General features: G+C 40.2%; 13 protein-coding genes and 1 pseudogene. 7 read left to right on the forward strand and 7 right to left on the reverse strand.

The genetic code is table 11. From position 1 onward, the window contains the following. Positions 1–393: 393 nt before the first annotated feature. Complete coding sequence (locus ACZ5A8_RS10635) at positions 394–1,389, reverse strand: hypothetical protein (protein ID WP_464529078.1); 996 nt, start codon at positions 1,387–1,389, stop codon at positions 394–396. A 917-nt stretch (positions 1,390–2,306) separates the two neighbouring features. Between ACZ5A8_RS10635 and ACZ5A8_RS10640 the strand changes: the two genes are divergently transcribed. Together ACZ5A8_RS10640 and prf1 are read left to right on the forward strand one after the other, a co-directional pair. Next, positions 2,307–3,371 carry a glycoside hydrolase family 130 protein gene (locus ACZ5A8_RS10640; protein ID WP_464533847.1) on the forward strand — a complete coding sequence of 355 codons (1,065 nt, stop codon included), beginning with the start codon at positions 2,307–2,309 and terminating at the stop codon, positions 3,369–3,371. A 369-nt stretch (positions 3,372–3,740) separates the two neighbouring features. After that, positions 3,741–4,988 (forward strand): peptide chain release factor aRF-1, encoded by a 1,248-nt coding sequence (gene prf1 / locus ACZ5A8_RS10645; RefSeq protein WP_464533849.1) that lies wholly within the window; start codon positions 3,741–3,743, stop codon positions 4,986–4,988. A 219-nt stretch (positions 4,989–5,207) separates the two neighbouring features. Here prf1 and ACZ5A8_RS10650 read toward each other — a convergent pair whose 3' ends face one another. The 4 genes and pseudogenes from ACZ5A8_RS10650 to ACZ5A8_RS10665 all read right to left on the reverse strand — a co-directional run. After that, positions 5,208–5,384, reverse strand: coding sequence for a hypothetical protein (locus ACZ5A8_RS10650; RefSeq protein ID WP_464533850.1), 177 nt, complete (start codon positions 5,382–5,384; stop codon positions 5,208–5,210). A gap of 335 nt (positions 5,385–5,719) precedes the next feature. Then, positions 5,720–6,592, reverse strand: a complete 873-nt coding sequence (locus tag ACZ5A8_RS10655) for a class I SAM-dependent methyltransferase (protein WP_464533851.1) — start codon at positions 6,590–6,592, stop codon at positions 5,720–5,722. A gap of 8 nt (positions 6,593–6,600) precedes the next feature. Then, a complete protein-coding gene (locus tag ACZ5A8_RS10660; protein WP_464534097.1) occupies positions 6,601–7,242 on the reverse strand; it encodes a nitroreductase family protein in 642 nt (213 codons plus the stop codon). A 6-nt stretch (positions 7,243–7,248) separates the two neighbouring features. Then, a pseudogene (locus ACZ5A8_RS10665) lies at positions 7,249–7,419 on the reverse strand (4Fe-4S dicluster domain-containing protein); the annotation flags it as partial. Between the two features lie 137 nt (positions 7,420–7,556). On the opposite strand from ACZ5A8_RS10665, the gene ACZ5A8_RS10670 reads away from it, so the two are divergent. Further along, a complete protein-coding gene (locus ACZ5A8_RS10670) occupies positions 7,557–7,913 on the forward strand; it encodes a winged helix-turn-helix transcriptional regulator (RefSeq protein WP_464533853.1) in 357 nt (118 codons plus the stop codon). A 334-nt stretch (positions 7,914–8,247) separates the two neighbouring features. Here the strand turns inward: ACZ5A8_RS10670 and ACZ5A8_RS10675 are convergent, their stop codons facing one another. Then, positions 8,248–8,649 carry a polysaccharide deacetylase family protein gene (locus tag ACZ5A8_RS10675; RefSeq protein WP_464533854.1) on the reverse strand — a complete coding sequence of 134 codons (402 nt, stop codon included), beginning with the start codon at positions 8,647–8,649 and terminating at the stop codon, positions 8,248–8,250. Between the two features lie 767 nt (positions 8,650–9,416). Here ACZ5A8_RS10675 and ACZ5A8_RS10680 point away from each other — a divergent pair. The 4 genes from ACZ5A8_RS10680 to cydB all read left to right on the forward strand — a co-directional run bounded on the left by ACZ5A8_RS10680 (position 9,417) and on the right by cydB (position 14,208). Next, positions 9,417–10,457 (forward strand): glycoside hydrolase family 130 protein, encoded by a 1,041-nt coding sequence (locus ACZ5A8_RS10680; protein ID WP_464533855.1) that lies wholly within the window; start codon positions 9,417–9,419, stop codon positions 10,455–10,457. A 594-nt stretch (positions 10,458–11,051) separates the two neighbouring features. Further along, the gene (locus tag ACZ5A8_RS10685) at positions 11,052–11,465 is read left to right on the forward strand and encodes a Fur family transcriptional regulator (RefSeq protein WP_464533857.1); all 414 of its coding nucleotides are present in this window, start codon (positions 11,052–11,054) and stop codon (positions 11,463–11,465) included. A 380-nt stretch (positions 11,466–11,845) separates the two neighbouring features. After that, positions 11,846–13,162, forward strand: coding sequence for a cytochrome ubiquinol oxidase subunit I (locus ACZ5A8_RS10690; RefSeq protein ID WP_464533858.1), 1,317 nt, complete (start codon positions 11,846–11,848; stop codon positions 13,160–13,162). Further along, positions 13,159–14,208, forward strand: a complete 1,050-nt coding sequence (gene cydB, locus ACZ5A8_RS10695; RefSeq protein ID WP_464533859.1) for a cytochrome d ubiquinol oxidase subunit II — start codon at positions 13,159–13,161, stop codon at positions 14,206–14,208. The genes ACZ5A8_RS10690 and cydB overlap by 4 nt, the downstream gene beginning before the upstream one ends. A 231-nt stretch (positions 14,209–14,439) precedes the next feature. Here cydB and ACZ5A8_RS10700 read toward each other — a convergent pair whose 3' ends face one another. Next, positions 14,440–17,862, reverse strand: a complete 3,423-nt coding sequence (locus ACZ5A8_RS10700) for a PAS domain S-box protein (RefSeq protein WP_464534098.1) — start codon at positions 17,860–17,862, stop codon at positions 14,440–14,442. Positions 17,863–18,454 lie beyond the last annotated feature (592 nt).

Below are 18,454 nucleotides of genomic sequence, written 5' to 3' on the forward strand. Positions count from 1 at the left end.
GCCCAGATAAAACCTTGCTGAAAGTCAAAGCGGATATATCGAGTATCTGTTCTGACGATTCTACTTTACTTCTTTTTTTGCCAGTGACTGCCAAATATACTACTTCGTGAGCATGCGGGTGTGAGGAAAGTTTTCAGATGAATTGATTAAAAAGAAATTTGAAAATTAAGAGACTATCAGATCGATAACGATATTGGTAAATACTGTATTAACATCAAATGTTTACTCCAATTGTGTATTGTCTATTTGAGTATATTGCCTATTATTAGATAAAGAGGTCACAATTTTTCGGTAGGTTTTTAATTGAGCTTATGCCAAAATCATTTAAAATGCTTTAAATCCCAAATAAAAGCACTCAATTCTATATTTTCCGGAAAAATTTCCTTAAATAGCTTAAAAATGCAACCTTCTAAAAGCAGTTGGTGCCCTTATCAAATCTTTTCTTCCAACTTTAAAAGCCGTTAATGCCGTAAGTAAAGCGGCAATGTTGCCTATAGAGACAAACATTTTAGCCCATTCAATTCTTCTTGTAGGTGTTTTCGAGCGATTGTATCCCACTACTTCATTTGAGTTCTTTCTTTCAACAGTGGTTCTAAGATTGTATATTTTACCAAGGAGTCTATGAAATTTCCTTGGTATATATATTCCTCTGAAGTGGGTTCCTGTTTCTGTTTTAAGAATAGTTCCTGCACTGTTAGCTCTGGCTGCTATAATTGGAATAACTCCATGATCAATAACCACCTGGTTAGAAGGATGACTATCAGGTCCAGCATCTGCAATCATAAAAAGTGGTTTATGAGTTTCCGATTTCATGCACTGAATGATAGTTTCTTGAAATATAGTGTTGTCATTTTTACTTGCGTTTACTGCATCCCAATAAACTGGTAAACCCCACCAACTATCAACAACACATGTATCAGTATACCCCGTTCCAGATAGGACACTATACTTTCCGGTTTTTTTAACATAATGTCCTGCATCAGGATCTGAGAGCATACCAGTTTCTTTATTTTTTAATCCACTGCAGTTGCACTCAAAGAACCTTCTATCCCATATCCAGATTTTATCTCCTATAAGATTTAGATTTCTACATTCTTGTATCAGTAATTGAGCATATTCCACGAAATATGGATAAATACATTTCAGATTTCTACGATATGATGAAAGAGTGATTCGATCACGATTTTCAATATTTAATTCCTTTCTTAGAGCTTTATTCTGGTTAAATTCTCTAATGAATGATTCAAAATTTGAATACCCCATCTTACATCTTGCAATTTCTAACTTGAGAATGTTGTTGAAATTTAACGATTCATGCTGAGGATGGTACTCCATTGAAGCCTGTAATTCAATGAAAAAGTTATCCAGCGAAGGATTTAATGCAAACATGTCTCCTATATACCCATGAAACGTTTTGAAGTGTTGAAAGGCAAGTACTTGATTCCAGGGCAATACACTTTCCATATAATCTTTGCTATGTACAACTAGAAGATTAATTTTATAAGGAATGCAAATTTTCCTTTTGAGAAAAGTAAATCCTTCACCAAAAAAGTCTGAAAGCACTTTTTGAAAAATAGGGAGCACATTACGTACTTTACAATGTCTTTTGTTTTTAGTAATTTTCTCAATGAAAAGGATCTTTAAGTTAGAATATTCACTCAACATCGGATCGAAAATAGAGTATATAGACATCGATTTTTCAAAAAGATTGCTTATAAAATCTGTGAGTCTTGACTGTTTTAGAGATATGATACGGATTTTAATATTTGTCTTTTGATCGTCCAATTTTCGACCAAAAAGCTGTTCGTATTCTTTTCTGCCTTTAATACTCTTAAGACTTATAACAATGGTACGTGCAGACCCTAAAAAATCGTCGATTTGAGTCAATAAGTACTTATATCCTTTTGTAATAATCTTTATCATGGATTATACCTTTTTAAAGCCCAATTATTTGTTTGGCGACATAATATTGGTTTAATTAGGTATAATCCTTTCTATTTACCTTTAAATTGAAATTAAAGTGTTTTAGTCTAATTTTTTAAAAAAATAGATCTTTTTAACATCCATTATTCCAAAATAAGGGCTATTAACTAAAATGGCATAAGCTCAATTAAGTTCAATAGGCTGAAAAATATAGAAATAAATATATAATGTTACTCATTTCAAATATTGGAACTTCTTTATTATGAAGATTTCTACAGAGCCCGAATAAGTCCTTCAGTACAGCATCCAGCCCAAAGTAAGTGACCGGGTTCTGCAAAAGAAGAGCCTGCTATCAACAAATCAGGCATAGTGAGGTATGTAATATGATATGGAAAGACCATGGAGAGTTGTTTCAGAGGAGTAAGAAAAACCCTATACTTACCGCTGATGATTGGCCATATCAAGCCAATTCGGTATTCAACCCTGCCGCAGCTATAGTTGACGGCCAAACACTCCTGCTGGTACGTGTCGAAGACCACAGGGGTTTTTCTCACCTTACAGTAGCGAGAAGTAAGAACGGAATTGACGGATGGGAAATTGACCCAGAGCCGACCTTTACTCCGGACCCTCTAAATTACCCTGAAGAAATATACGGCATTGAAGATCCGCGTATAACTTATATAGATGAGATGGGAAAATGGGCTGTAGCATATACAGCTTTTTCAGACTCGGGCCCCTTACCAGCTCTTGCTTTCACTGAGGATTTCCGTAATTTTGAGAGAGTAGGGGCTACTCTGCCGCCTGAAAACAAAGATGCTGCTGTCTTTCCTGTAAGATTTAACGGCATGTGGGCAATGATACACAGGCCCGTATCTGGTATGGGAGGTGGGAAGGCAAATATCTGGATATCTTTTTCCCCGGATATGAAATACTGGGGAGATCACCAGGTCCTTCTATATGCCCGAGAAGGTGGATGGTGGGACGCCCGAAAAATCGGATTATCCCCGCAGCCACTCCATACACCTGATGGATGGCTGATTATGTACCATGGGGTACGCCAGACATCGTCAAAAACAAGTTATAAGCTTGGGCTGGCGCTTCTTGACCTTGAAGACCCGAGGAAAGTCCTCCACAGGTCAGAAGGGTGGGTTTTTGGGCCTCGCGAAATGTATGAACGCAGCGGTGATGTTAATGACGTTGTTTTCCCCTGTGGATGGGTTCTGGTGGATGATGAAATCCGTATTTATTACGGAAGCGCGGATACTTCTGTGTCATTAGCTACTGCAAAAATGAGCGATGTCCTGGCATATATACATGAATGCCCAGAAACTCAATGCCCTGAGGAGTACTGTAGATGGTTTGAAGAAAACAGCGGGTTTTCAATTGATGCAAAAAAAGGTGATATTAAAATAAAAATCAAAAATGAAACTCCATCAGTACGTGGTTGATGTTTTCTTGTTGGTTTCCAGTATTAAGCATAAGTGCATTTTTTATGGACAGGAAGACAATCAAAGAGCGCAAGACCTTAGGCGTCGATAAGGCGCTGCGAGATCCCTGCGCCTAAAACTCTTCTTTTTTTCATCATCGAAATTATTCGCGTTATCTACACCGAATACAGGCATGGGATAGGGGCTCATCCTCAAGTTCTGATTCCATTTCTGTAACTCATCCATTGGGCTATCACAAGTCTGATTTTTAACGTGTTTTTTGAATGGAAATTCAAAAAATGTTTTAAAAAAACAAAGCATAAAGAACATTGTAATTTCATGTCATTTTTTGGGTCCTCAACTATTTTTATGAGAAAAGGAGGAAGTGGAGTGGCTGAGTACTGTACATATGAAAAATATGTGTTTAAAAAGAAGCTTGAAACTCTAAAAGGTAAAAGTGGAAGGAGCACAGAACTAATTTCCCTTTATATTCCTTCTGATAAACAGATTTCAGATGTTATAAATCATTTGAGAGAAGAACATGAGCGGGCTTCGAACATTGAGTCTAAATTAACCAGCAATAACATACAGGGAGCACTTGATTCTTTGCTGGCAAAGTTAAGATATCTTAAAAAAATACCGGAAAATGGGCTAGTTTATTTTACAGGAGTTGTCGATACCGGAGCTAACAGGACAAGTATGGTAAATGAAGTCCTTATTCCTACGGAACATGTTATAGATTACATATATCACTGTGATTCCGTTTTTTATCTTGAGCCTCTTGAGGAAATGCTAAGGGAGTGCAGTACTTATGGGCTTATACTTCTTGATTTAAGAGAAGCTACTATCGGAATGCTTGTAGGTAGGCAAATTGAAGTTACTAAACATCTCCATTCTACTGTCCTTGGCAAACAAAGAAAAGGTGGGCAAAGTGCACATCGTTTTGAACAACTCAGACGCATTGCTATTCATGACTTCTACAAAAGAATAGGGGATGCTGCAAGTAAGTCATTCCTTGAAGTAGAGCCAGCTGAACTTAAAGGCATTCTTATAGGAGGGCATTCTCCAACTAAAGAAGAGTTCAGTGAAGGTGGATTTCTACATTATGAGCTTCAGAAAAAGGTTCTTGGATTGTTCGATACAGGGTATACGGATGAATCGGGTTTTTCTGAGTTAATAAATGCGGCAGAGGATACTCTCCAGGATATTGACTTAATTAAGCAAAAGAAAGATATGGAAATATTTTTTAAAGAAATAGCTACTGAGTCTGGTAAAGTATCCTATGGAGAAGACAATGTTCGGGCGAATCTTGAAATAAAGGCAGTTGATGCGCTTTTACTTTCTGAAGACCTGCGATCTGAAAGAGTAACTATCAAATGCAGTGTTTGTGAATATGAGAACAAATGGATAAGAAAATGGAAGTCAAATGAAGCTGTTCCTGTGGCAGGAGATTGTCCTGAATGTGGTTCTGCACTTGAAGTCACGGATGTTACTGATATCGTTGACGAATTTTCAGAACTCGCTGATAAAGGAAATGCAAGGATTGCTTTTATATCAACAGATTTCGACGAAGGTTCTCAACTTCTGATAGCTTTTGGCGGAATTGCTGCAATCCTCAGATATAGCACAGGGGTGTAATTCAGCTCATAAGTTCTGGATTACATGATTTCCAGTTGTCAATAAGTATCATCTACTGTTACAAAGTTAAATCCCCTTTGCTGTAATTCCGGGTCCGTGTTGTCTAAAGCTGGTACAACCCCAAAAATGGTCGAGGAAAATTCCTGCGAAGAAAAAATGATAGGTGAATCGAAATCCTCTTTTACTTTTTCATTTCTACATTTTCCAGATAACCTTCTCCTAGCAGGGTTGGGAAATAGAGTATTTTTCCTTCCTCTTCCTTTTTTCGATATAGAAAGCACCTTCCAACATATTGAGGTGAAAATTTTCCATGTGGTCATTGAGGTTGAATTTCTCTTTTATTTCTTCAAAGGATTTTCTCTTACTCCCAATGTAAACCAGGATTTCTCTTCTCAAGGTATTCTGAAGGACCTTTAGCCCGAATTTATGACTTTCTGTCGGGTTTTTTGTCAGCTTACCTTCACGTTCCAATTTCTCAAGCCATTCTTTTTTCTTCTTGTAATTTCATCTGAGTTCATGTCCTGTCATCTTTCTAGTAGTAGCACTCATATTCCCAGCATTTGCCTGGTCAGTCTCTCTTTTCACCATATCAATTTATTCAATCATTGACTCAATTAATAAAGAGGTTAAGAATCAAATAATACAACATAGATCTCGTCCCCAATCTTTCTATCATTCTTTACAAGTTTCATCGAGAACTAAATGTTTGAACTATGATCCAAAATAGATCCCTACTTTTTTGCCTTAACCACTACTGCTCCTTCATAGCTTTGAGTTTCCACATAAAAGCCTGCTTTTTGAAAAAGCTCTTTCCATTCGATTTCAGAGAGGTGAGGTCCGTGGTGATATTGATGTTCCAGAGGTTCTACTACGGTTAATATCCCACCTTTTTTCAATACTCTCTTGATTTCCATTAGAGCTAGTTTTAAATCTTCAAGGTGATGAAGCATGTAAAAACAGGTCGTGGCATCCATAGAGTTATTTTCAAATGGCAAAGTATATGCACTTCCGGTCCTGAACTTAGCGTTAGTCACACCGAAAACTTCTGCATTCATTTGTGCCTGACCAGTATGAGAATCATGAATATCGATACCATAGATCTTTGAATCAGGGTTGTTTTTTGCAATTTCAAGAGTGAGCGTTCCAAACCCACTGCCTATATCCAGAATAGTTTCCCCTTTTATTTCTCGAAGCACAGAAGGAAGCACTCTTGATCTCACGAGGGATATCTGATCTTCAGGGAAGCTTGCTTTTTCCACTTTTTCCGCATCTACTGATGTAAAGGGAAGGATTCCATAGATTTTTGATCCATTAACTGCCATCAAACCTTTTACGTAAGCAATACCAGCTTTTACCGTAAAAAGTTCTACAATCGAAACTCCGAAATCTCTGCAAAACCGCCGGTTCCACTCTTTTCTATTTTCAGGATCTTTAAAGCTTAGAGGAGTATGTACCACCAGGTAATGGGAATATTCGGGTTTGAAGTATGCAGGAATTGACTCAGACTCATTAAGGAATATCTCGCTGATACTATCTCTGAAAAGTGCAAGGATTTGGGAGGTCTCATCAACTTTATTTCTAACGCCTCCAATTTCTCTGAACATATCTTAAATCATCTCCATGTAACGTGAGGAAAATTCCTCCGGGGAATTAATTGAGGCGTGTACTGAGGATATCCAAAGAGCATAGGAAATACCAGTATCCGTCCCTTCGGTAGATTCAGATATTCAAGGATAGACGGCTGCTCCTGAGAAGCTAATAAGACAGCTCCAACCCAACAAGTTCCTACACCAAAGGCTTGTGCTGCAATTTCAAAGTAAGTCAATGCAATAATCGCATCAATTATGGTCCTCGGTTTGTCCTCAGCAATATGGGCGATAATCATATGCGGGGCTCCTCGACAGATCATATCATTTCCTTTGTCCCACGCATCAACCATCATTGAGGCATAGGAAGAAAACATGGAATTACCGCTATTAGCCAATTCCCTATGCCAATCAATGGTACGTTCAGCAATCTCTCGCACCACATGGGGATCATGAATAACAAGCCATTCAACCAATTGACTATTTCCACCAGAGGGGGCATACCGGACAATGTCTAAGATCGACTCAATAGTTGTACGAGGTACTTCTGTCTGTTTATATGTCCGGATCGAACGCCGGCTTTTGAGAAAATGGCCAAAATTTTCGGGAGAGATCACTCCTTTTGGGATTACACTTTCATGAGCTTTATTACTCTCATCAGCAAGCATAAGCGCTCCGGATGGGCAAAATGCTTCACACTGCCCGCAGGAAACACAAATTGCATCCTTCCCCTCATGTACTCGGGGAAGCTGCATTTCATTTGCGGGATCGATAATACCATATGGGCAAACCTTAGAGCACACCCCGCATTGTGAACAGAGATTAGAATCAACGTTTATCGTCATAAATTACCTTCTAGAACTCATTTTATTCAAATGTTAATATTTTACCTATAAGGTAATATTTGACCTAAACATTTATATATTCATAAGGATTACTTTTGTAACTATATATCCAAAAAGTATGTATTGGTGAATTTTACATGAAACATGAAAATGAATCAAAATGTAACATAGACGAGTATGTTGAAGTGTTTGGAAGTAAGTGGAATCTACTTATAATCTCACATTTGCGGGAAAATACTCTTCGGTATACAGAACTGCAAAAAAGAATGTATGGAATCAACGCTAAAACGATAACAACTCATCTTAGAAAACTTGAGGAATATGCGATCATTGAACGAAAAATTTACGCGGAAGTTCCACCGAGGGTAGAGTATTCATTGACTGAACGTGGGAAAGCACTCCTTCCTGTTCTTAAGGCGATGTCGGAATGGAGTAAAAAGAATCCCTTATTAAAAACGGCTGATAATGAATCGAATGGTAAAAGAGAAATCTGATTCTCTTTTTAACTGGATTCTGAGAACTTTTCGGAACCAGTCGCCAAAAACTCATCTATCGTTACAAAATTAAATCCTGTTTGCTGTAATTCCGGTATTGCTCTGTCTAAAGCCAATACAATTCCGAAATTTGCATCATAGGTCCCACTGTGTCCATCGTGACATGAAATAATTGATCCACTCTCAGTATTTCTCATTATGTTATTGCAAATATCTACTGGCCCATGTTTGTATTTGAGAGATCCGTCAAGGGTAACAGCAGGTTCGGTGGAACTATCTGCTGAGCGACAACTCCATAAAACGGTTTTGAGGTCAAGCGCTTTTGCTATGTTATTTACTCTGTCATTAATCCTGCCATAAGGAGGACGAAAGTAGACAGGGGTTTTCCGATCAAATTAGTGATTATATTTTTGGTTCTGACCAATTCATTATTAAGAATTTCTTTATCAGTAAGTCCGGGAAGAGCTAGGTGATCATAAGAATGAATGGCTATGAGATGGCCTTCGTCATTTGCACGTTTGACAATTTCGCTGCCCGTTAGGTATTTGCCTGTATAATCCTGAAAAGCAATGTTTTTGTCAATACAGCAGCCAAGGCAAAAAAATGTAGCTTTAGCTCCGTACTTTCGAAGCACGTCAAGAATGTACGGGGTTACTCTGCCCGGACCATCATCAAAGGTCAGAGCAATGTTAGGGATGTCAGGATTACCTTTTACAATTATCTCGTTTGACATCATAAATACCTGTATAAGTTTTTGCTTGACTTTTCTTTTTTGCCAGTGCGCCCGATATCTGCCCACTTCGTGAGCACTCGGGCGTGGAGGAAGGTTTTTAGATGAATTTTTAAAAAGAAATTTGAAAACTAAGAGCCTGTCAGGTCGATAACGATATTGGCAAACACCCCCATTAACATCAGGTGTTTACTCCAATTGTACATATTGTCTATTTTGTGTACATCGCCTATTATTAGATATTTAGAGAACAACACCTTTTTGAGGGATTTTAAATTAAATTGACTGAGGTTAACTATAGACATATAGACCTATTAATGTTGGTTTCCGTCTTTTAAACAAATAAATAAACCGTATTGCACCGAATGATATTGGCTGTGAAGCCTTCAGTGAGCTACGCCTATTAATCTTGAGATTCTTCTACTAACTGATACTGTGTTTCAATATATTTTTAAATCAGTCATTACGAAACTCATTTAACTCTTTTTTATTCTCGGATAGCATTTCCCGGGTTCGGGTACACTTCTTGGAAAATCTCGATGTTACAGGAGGTCATATATTTTTCGATAGTTTTTTAATCAGTTTCAATAGGCTGAAAAATATAGAAATAAATATATAATGTCATCCAATACAAATATTGGAACTTCTTTATTATGAAGTTTCTACAGAGCCCAAATAAGTCCTTCAGTATAGCATCCAGCCCAAAGTAAGTGACCGGGTTCTGCAAAAGAAGAGCCTGCTATCAGCAAATCAGGCATAGTGAGGTATATAATATGATGTGGAAAGACCATGGAGAACTGTTCCAGAGGAGTAAGAAAAACCCTATACTTACCGTTGATGATTGGCCGTATCGAGCTCACTCGGTATTTAACCCTGCAGCAGCTATAGTTAACGGAACTACTTTATTACTGGTGCGTGTTGAAGATCACCGAGGCTTTTCTCACCTTACAGTAGCTAGAAGTGAGAATGGAGTTGACGGCTGGGAAATTGATACAGAGCCAACCTTTGCCCCAGACCCTGTAAACTATCCTGAAGAGATATACGGTATTGAAGATCCACGTATTACTTACATAGACGAGCTGGGAAAATGGGCTGTAGCGTATACGGCTTTTTCTGATTCAGGTCCATTAACAGCTCTTGCTTTTACTGAGGACTTCCGTAATTTTGATCGAGTAGGAGCTACCCTGCCTCCTGAAAACAAAGATGCTGCTATTTTCCCTGTCAGAATTAACGGAAAATGGGCAATGTTACACAGGCCTGTATCTGGTATGGCGGATGCAAAAGCAAATATCTGGATTTCTTTTTCCCCGGATATGAAATACTGGGGAGAACACGAAGTTCTGCTGTATGCCCGGGAAGGAGGATGGTGGGACGCTCGAAAAATCGGATTATCCCCGCAGCCACTGCGTACACCTGACGGATGGCTAATTATGTACCACGGAGTGCGCCAGACAACTTCTAAAGCAAGTTATAGGCTCGGGCTTGCCCTCCTCGATCTCAATAACCCGAGAAAAGTGCTCCACAGGTCAGAAGGCTGGGTTTTTGGGCCTCACGAGCTTTATGAACGCAGCGGGGACGTTAATGATGTTGTTTTCCCCTGCGGATGGGTCTTAGTAGATGATGAAATCCGTATTTATTACGGAAGCGCGGATACTTCCGTATCATTAGCTACTGCAAAAATGAATGATGTCCTGGCGTATATACATGGATGCCCAGAAACTCAATGCCCCGAGGAATACTGTAGATGGTTTGAAGAAAACAGTGGGCTTTCAATTGATGCAAAAAAAGGTGATGTTAAAATAAAAGAAGATTAAAACAAAATTAGTTAACAAAAATTATAAAACCTAACTGATAAACATATTATAAAATCAAATTGAGGGCGGCCACCTCAACTTAAATAATACACTTCGGGCCGCCCTTTATGACAGCTGCCGATTCTACTTTTCTTCTTTCTTGTCAGTGACTGCCAAGTATACTCACTTCGTTAGCACTCGGGCGTGGAGGAAGGTTTTCAAATGAATTTTGTGTAATTTTGTGTACATTGTCTGTTATTAGATACAGAGGGGACAACACTTTTCGGAGAGATCCTTAGTTGATTTTCTCAAAAAATTACATTGAAATTTGGATTTATATTATAATTAAGGTCTCAAAAAGCTTTAAATTCTATTGAAAGAGGTATAAAATCCTCTTCTGATGATTTTTGCCTAAAATTACTGTTTTTTAGTGTATTTTTAGTGAGAAAAAAATATAATTTACGTCATCAGGAACAGAAATCAGTTACAGGCTTCTCTAAGTAAAGAAATAAAGAGGATAATAGCAATTGTTAAATAATAATAAATATCATTTAGTAATAGATATCATGTATATCTGAATAAACCTGCTTTCACAGGTAATTTAGGTGGACGACAATGAAGCCCACAGAGAAAGCTGACATGAAATATACAAACCAGAGAGTCGAAATACTTGATTTCCTGCGCGAACACGACGGTCATCCCACTGTAGACGAAGTTTATGATGGGGTTAGAAAAAAACTGACGCGTATAAGCAAGGCTACCGTATATAAGAATCTTAAATTCCTTACGGAGAAAGGGTTACTGGAGGAGGTGAATGTAAAAGGGGTCTCAAGATTTGAAGCGAATTTCATTCCGCATCACCATCTCATCTGCCGGGAGTGTGGAATGATGGAGGATTTTAATTCGGAAAAATTGCTGGATTACTCGCTGAAGATAGCTGAGGAAATAGAAGGATTTACTATTGTTTCAACGAGCACCAACTTCTATGGCATATGTAAAAAATGTAAGGAGTGTAAGAAGGAAACATAACTTAAGCAGAATATCAAGGGAGAACAGTGTGCTATCCGGGTGTATAATGGTATTATCCTTCAGATGGTCAATGATAAAATCCGGTGACGTACAGCATTGTACTTCAGATTCTCGTTGATGAGACTAAGCATGAAGGTGATCTGCAAAGCAGTGACGAAAGGCGTCGACTTACTTCAGCGCAAATATTGATCGTGTGCAATGGTTTATGGACATATTATAGCCATTAACCTTATCTTTCCATTATAGTTGTGCATGTCTGCAAATCAACTGTATAAAATATAATTATAAGTGGAAATATAGTATTAATAATCCTTACAATTCGGAGCCTTTTCCGGGTCGTAATGATTACCTAATGTAAGTAAAAAAACGAGGGATAACGAATGGTTGAATTACTTTTATTGAGCCGGCTTCAGTTTGCCATAACAGTCGCGTTCCATTTCCTGTTCGTTCCACTAACACTGGGACTCGCATTGTTAGTGGCGTGCATGGAAACTGCGTACTACAAGAACAAGGATGAAACCTGGAGAAGGATGGCTGATTTCTGGGGTAGGGTTTTCAAGATAAACTTTGCAATAGGTCTGGTAACAGGTCTTTCAATGACTTTCCAGTTCGGTACGAACTGGGGTGCCTATGCGGAATTTATGGGAGATGTCTTCGGACCGCCTTTAGCGGTGGAAGCACTACTGGCTTTTTTCCTTGAAGGTACTTTCTTTGGCGCATGGATATTCCTGGACCGCTCCCGTCAGAAACTAAAGGCATTTTCCATGTGGATGGTCGCTCTGGGTACCAATATATCTTCATTATGGATTATCACTGCTAACGGTTTTATGCAGAATCCAGTTGGCTATGAGATGGCTGCTGATGGGAGCAGGGTGATTATGACAGATTTCTTTGCTCTACTTACAAACAGCTATATGTGGTACATGCTGGTACATACTCTGCTTTCAGCTTACCTGCTGACCGCATTCCTGGTCATGGGGATCTGTGCATATCATTTCCTTAAAAGGAACAACAATGAAGTGTTCAGGAAGTCTTTCAGAATAGCAGTTGCCATAGCACTCGCTACAGCGGTCATGCTTCCGGTTCTTGGTCACGGTTATGCACAATATGTTGCTGAGCTTCAGCCTGCTAAAGGAGCGGCAATGGATGCAATATGGGAAACGGGTTCCTCAGTACCCATGTATCTGATGCAGGTACCTGATTCAGGCACTGGTTCCAATAGTGTTCAGTTGCTGGGAATTCCAGGTCTTGCAAGTTTCCTGTATACCGGAAGTTTCAGCGGAACGATAACAGGACTCAACCAGCTACCTCAGGATGAACTACCGCCTGTAGGAATGGTATTCTGGAGCTTCAGGCTGATGACAATTCTGGGGTCCCTGTTCATCATAGAGGCTCTTGCAGGCTTATATCTTCAAAAGTCAGGCAAGCTGTACACGTCGGATAAGTATCTGAAGCTACTGATGTGGTCCATTCCTCTCCCATATATTGCCATCACTGCCGGCTGGATTGTAGCCGAGGTAGGAAGGCAGCCGTGGCTGGTATATGGTTTGCTGAAAACAGCTAATGGTATATCATCGGTTCCCGTATCGGATGTATTGTTAAGTGTTATCCTTATCAGCGCATTCTATCTGAGCCTGATGGTCTTTGAGATGTACCTCATAAAGAAAACCGTGGTCAATGCGACAGGAGCTGAATGAAGATGTTCGATTTCCTTACTCATGATATGCTTGCTGTTATCTGGTTCTTCCTGTGGTGTGTAATATGGGGAGTTTACTTCATTGTAGACTCATTTTCCCTTGGAGCAGGTCTTCTGGCACCCTTTATTGCCACAGATAAGGTGCAGAGGATACAAATCCAGAGATCCGTGGGTCCTTTCTGGGGCGGCAATGAGGTATGGCTCATCCTGGCTGCAGGCGGAACATTTGCTGCATTCCCTCTGGTGTTCTCGAAGATGTTTACTTTCCTGTATCTTCCTATGATGTTGCTGCTCATCGGCCTGATCGCAAGGGGCATTTCCGTGGAATATCTCCACAAGGACGATAATCCCCGTATACAGAAAGTCCTTACGTGGGGATGGTTCGTTGGAAGCCTGCTGATATCTCTTGTCCTGGGAGTTGCATTTGCGAACTTCTTCAAGGGGCTTGAAATCGCTTCAGGAGGAGTTTATAAAGGTACCCTTCCTGGACTTTTCGGCCCGTATGCATTGATAGGCGGTGTCTTATTCGTGCTTATGAGCGTTACTTCAGGTGCGCTCTGGATCAATATCAAGACCGAAGGTGCCATGGCTGCAAAAGCAGGTGATCTGGCAAAGAAGAGCACTCTTATTGTGCTTGTACTTGCTCTGGTCTATCTGGCATACTCCTTTGTGGGTATAGAAGGTTTTACAACAAACTATTCAACCACGCCGGCTCTGTACTTATTGCCGGTTCTTGCGGTAGTGGCAGCTGTCTTTGCCGTGTTATTTGCAAAAAAGGACAGGGGGTTTCCGGCCTTTTGCAGCAATCTCCTGGCGCTTCTTTTCGTTGTTCAAAGCGGGCTTGCAAGTATCTATCCTTATATGCTTAAGTCCTCTGTTTCTCTTGAGTATGGAATAGATATCTTTGAGGCAGCATCAAGCCACATGACCCTGAGCATCATGCTGGGAGGAGCACTGGTATTCGTGCCCATAGTCATCATCTACCAGCTGTGGGTATATACTCTGTTCAGGGAAAAGATAAAAGAAACAGGACAGGTCGATTACTGACCTGTTTTTTCTTATTTTTCACTTCTTCTGTCACTTTATCTACGAAGCATTAGATAACCGCAGACAGATATCATAATTAAAACAGCACACATAGCAAGTGTTTCTGGTTTTTTCCAACTCACACAGAGCCTCTACACTTTGTTAAAAGCAGCTTCCTTACCTCTTTTATTATGAAATAGTGCAAGTATACCCTCGACAGCAATAGAAAACCTATGTTTTACTTGTGTTTTATTAATTCTCTTTTTCTTCTGCGCCGAAACTAATTACAAATTCAGTCCCATTATCTCTTTTAAGCTCTACCTGACCGTCTAACTGTTCTACCAGGATATTTACAAGCTGCAGACCAAGAGTCTCCGTATTCTCTAAGTTTATTTGTTTGGGAATACCAATCCCATTATCTGAAATAATTAAGGTATATCTTTTACCTTTCTCGAAAAGCTCCCCTCTGGTATCCGGTTCACTGGTAGCTTCTTCACTAAAGAGTTTAATCTGGATTTCTCCTGTTCTTCTGTCTGGAAATGCATATTTTAGGGAATTGGAAACAAGCTCATTAACAATCATTCCTAACGGAACTGCAATATCCGTATCAAAGAAGATGTTTTCTTCAATATCCATATTTAAGCTGATATCGAGATTGCCAAGTTTATAAGTCTGGAAAAGGTTTTCAACAAGTCTTTTCAGGTATGGTGAAAAGTTTAGTTTATCGGTTCCTCTACCTTCGTGCAGCTCTTTGTGGATAAACGCAATTGACATTACTCTGTCCTGACTCTCCCTGAAAGCGTTAAGAACTTCCAGATCCTCAGCAGATCCTCTGCTTCTGAACTTTTCAGCCTGTAGATCAAGAAGGGAAGATATCACTTGCAGATTGTTTTTAATTCTGTGATGAATTTCTTTTTTTCTGGCTTCTTCGGCTTTTGCCAGTAGTCTTTCCGCATTTATTTGCTCAGTAATATCTCTTGCAATAGCTGAGATAGCCATCAGCTTTCCAGGAGCGTCAAAAACCGGAGAATAAGTTATTGAAACATTTATTATTGTGCCATCCTTTTTTTGCCGTAAAGTTTTGTAATGCTGGATTTTTTCTCCCTGTTTAACCTTTTCAATTATCTTTTTTATTTCTCCTTTAACACTTTCTGGTTCAAGGATTGAGACATTTTTCCCCAGAGTTTCTTCAGCTGAATAACCGTAAACATCCTCTGCCGTTTTATTCCAGCTGGTAATATTACCATCGAGAGACTCTGTTACAATAGCATCATTTGACGATTCCACAGCATCCGCTAATATCCTAATTTTCTCTTCTGCTTTCTTACGCTCAGTTATATCCTGCGTTGTTCCTTTTATTCTAATAGGAGTATTTTTTTCATCAATGACAACCTCTGCCTGTACGTGGATTACGCGGTTTTCCCCATTGTCTGAAACAATCCTATTATCAATGCTGTAAGATTTCCCGTTTAAAGCTTGTTTAACCGACTCATCCACATAGCATCGATCTTCAGGATGTATGTAATTTAAAAATTCGCTATAAGCTGGAGGTAACTCTTGAGGATTTAGTCCAAAAATTCTATAAAGCTCATTAGACCACCATATTTTACCGGTTACAAGATTCCAATCCCAATTTCCAAGATGAGCGATTTTTTGAGCTTCAGAAAGACTTTTTTCACTTTCCTTCAATGAGTTGTATGATTTCTCAAGTTCTGCTGTACGCTCTTCGACTAGTTTTTCTAAACTATCATGTGCTTTTTTTAGAGCTTCTTCTGCCTGTCTGCGCTCGGTGATGTCCCGCGCCGCTCCTATCAATCCTATGATGTTGCCCTGTCCATCATAGTACGGTGCTTTTACGGTCTGGAGGATGCGCCATCCATGTGATGTAAATATTCTCTCCTCTAAGGTTGTCCCTTTTCCGGCCTCCATGACTCGTTTGTCATCCTCCGCTAGCTTCCTGGCTATCTCAGGAGGGTGAAAATCAGCAGCGGTCTTATTGAGGACCTCTTCAGGGGATTTGCCAATAAGCCTATAGTAAGCCGGGTTTGCCAGGATCATCCGGGCTTCTCTATCCTTGACGAAGATGGCGTCCGAGACGTTCTCCATGATGTCTCGGAGGAAAGCCTCGCTCTCCCGGAACTCGTTCTCGATGCGACGCAGCTTCATAATCTTGTGAAGCTCATTAGCCACCAGTTGAAGCTGCATGACATCGCGGTCGTCGTACTCATCCACTTTGTTGCCCACACCGAAGATGATCCTCACCTTGCCGTTCTCGGTGACCGGCACGCTCATGAATCGCTTCAATGTAGCGTGTCCTGCAGGCAGCCCTTTTTGGTTCGGTGAGGAAGGAAAGTCGTTGTAGACCACCGGCCGCTTGAGCCGGACGCAATCAACCCAGTTACCTGCTTTTTCAATACGGTAGTGCCCTTCGTTCCCTGCCGTGCATGACCTCAATGCTTCCCGGTTCCAGGTGGTAAGGATGATCTCTTTCTCGTCCTCTGAGATGAGGTGGAAGAAGCCGATTGTGCTATCGGTTATCTTGACGGCTTGATTGAGTGCGAAATTGTAGAGTTCACGGTCTGATAGGTTCGATGATCGGGTATAGAGCTCGTATAAGCCGGTCGTTCGTGCCAGTTCGTTGCTGAGCTGGTGCTCCGCCTGCCTACGCTCGGTTATATCCTGGGTTATACCAAAACCGCTTACGACAGCTCCATCTTTGTCAAACTCAAGATATGCTTTTTCACGTACCCACTTGATCTTACCGTCCACGATAATGCGGTGCTCTATGTCGTATGGTTTCCCCTCCAGCCCTGCCTTCGACTCATTATCAACATATTCCCTATCATCCGGATGAACTGTTGAAAGAAAAGTCTCATAGGTCAAAGGAGTACCCTTTGGAATGCCGAATATACGATGATTTTCATCGGACCAGGTTAATTCGTTTTTATGCGCATTCAGACGCCAACTTCCTACATTTCCCACAGCCTGGGCACGGTCTAAATCATCAACCAGAGTATTGCGTTCCTCTAGCGACTGGGCTAACTTGATGTTACTGTGACTTAGCTGTGAGAGCATATTGGCAAGTTTCATGAAGAAGGACATGCTATTTTCAACAGTTTCTCTGCTCAGCCGTGGAACTTTTTCTAGAGCTGCTATGTATTCCTCTTCATTAAATCCATATTTTCTAGCCTGGGTTCGGAAGAGTTCGTAGTCCACAGACTCGTCGTCAAAAAAGAACTGACCTGAGAAGATGTTGCCAACATGCTGGCCGGCAACAATGATAGGAGTTACTATGTCCCACATGTTATTTTTGCACCTGTACAGCTTAAACTCTCCAGGAGGGACGCCTGCGGACAGCTTTGTATCACTTTCCGCACAGTGCTTGCAGGTTTCGGGGTGAACCCTATGGAACCTGGTGCAGATATCCTGCCATCCAACACCTATCAGAACATTGCCTTTGAGATCAAGTAAGGCCATGGTAATGTGAGCAAATTTATAAAAGTCATCCATGATGGACTGGACTGCCTGAATATCAATTATCTCTGCCAGCTCAAGGTTTTCTGCCTTTCTGGAAGTTGAGAGGTTATTCTCCAGCTTCAGCCCAAAATGTTGCTCATTCTGGCCCGATTCTTCCTCAGCCTTTTTGTGCTTGGTGATATCCCGGTTCAGTGCCATATTCTCGGCACGCAAGTCTTGATTAGCCTTTTCCAATTCAGTAATCCGTTTTTGCATTTGGATCTCTAGTTCATCCTTCTCTGGAAGGTTAGAAGCCCCCATAATTCCCCGATCCCTCTTTTAAAGCAGGAAGTTAGCGTTTATTAGACCTTCTTTCGTCTGGTCCTTTTGTTTAATAGAATTTGACATAAATGTAGTCTCAAGCAGATCTCTAATAATATCTTACAACAAGTGAATTCTTTACCTATTATTTATAAAATTGCTCTATAATTTTGTTTTACATACTAAGAAGCCATCTGGATACTATTTTTAACTCACACGAAATCTATGCACTCAATAAAAAACAGCTTCCTTACCTCTTTTATTACGAAAAGTTCAAGGCTTCACAGAGTCTTCGACATCGTCGGTATTGAATGCAGGCATCTCTACAGGCAATCTAACGTCCAAATTAACGCTAACTCGCCTATATAAATGTCCGCAAATATCCTGAAGAAATCAAATTAAGGGCGGCCACCCCACCCAAAAGGATGGGTATTCTTCAGGCCTCCCGCCCGATTATTCGGGAATAGTTCATAATATCCTTTCACAAGGT

Source organism: Methanosarcina subterranea (assembly GCF_055385895.1).

Coding starts and splice junctions, on each gene's coding strand:
- ACZ5A8_RS10700 (WP_464534098.1), bottom strand. CDS start 17,862: ATGGCACTGAACCGGGATATCACCAAGCACAAAAAGGCTGAGGAAGAA.
- ACZ5A8_RS10655 (WP_464533851.1), bottom strand. CDS start 6,592: ATGTTCAGAGAAATTGGAGGCGTTAGAAATAAAGTTGATGAGACCTCC.
- ACZ5A8_RS10690 (WP_464533858.1), top strand. CDS start 11,846: ATGGTTGAATTACTTTTATTGAGCCGGCTTCAGTTTGCCATAACAGTC.
- ACZ5A8_RS10685 (WP_464533857.1), top strand. CDS start 11,052: ATGAAGCCCACAGAGAAAGCTGACATGAAATATACAAACCAGAGAGTC.
- ACZ5A8_RS10675 (WP_464533854.1), bottom strand. CDS start 8,649: ATGATGTCAAACGAGATAATTGTAAAAGGTAATCCTGACATCCCTAAC.
- ACZ5A8_RS10640 (WP_464533847.1), top strand. CDS start 2,307: ATGATATGGAAAGACCATGGAGAGTTGTTTCAGAGGAGTAAGAAAAAC.
- cydB (WP_464533859.1), top strand. CDS start 13,159: ATGAAGATGTTCGATTTCCTTACTCATGATATGCTTGCTGTTATCTGG.
- ACZ5A8_RS10635 (WP_464529078.1), bottom strand. CDS start 1,389: ATGTTTGCATTAAATCCTTCGCTGGATAACTTTTTCATTGAATTACAG.
- ACZ5A8_RS10660 (WP_464534097.1), bottom strand. CDS start 7,242: ATGCTTGCTGATGAGAGTAATAAAGCTCATGAAAGTGTAATCCCAAAA.
- ACZ5A8_RS10670 (WP_464533853.1), top strand. CDS start 7,557: ATGAAACATGAAAATGAATCAAAATGTAACATAGACGAGTATGTTGAA.
- ACZ5A8_RS10680 (WP_464533855.1), top strand. CDS start 9,417: ATGATGTGGAAAGACCATGGAGAACTGTTCCAGAGGAGTAAGAAAAAC.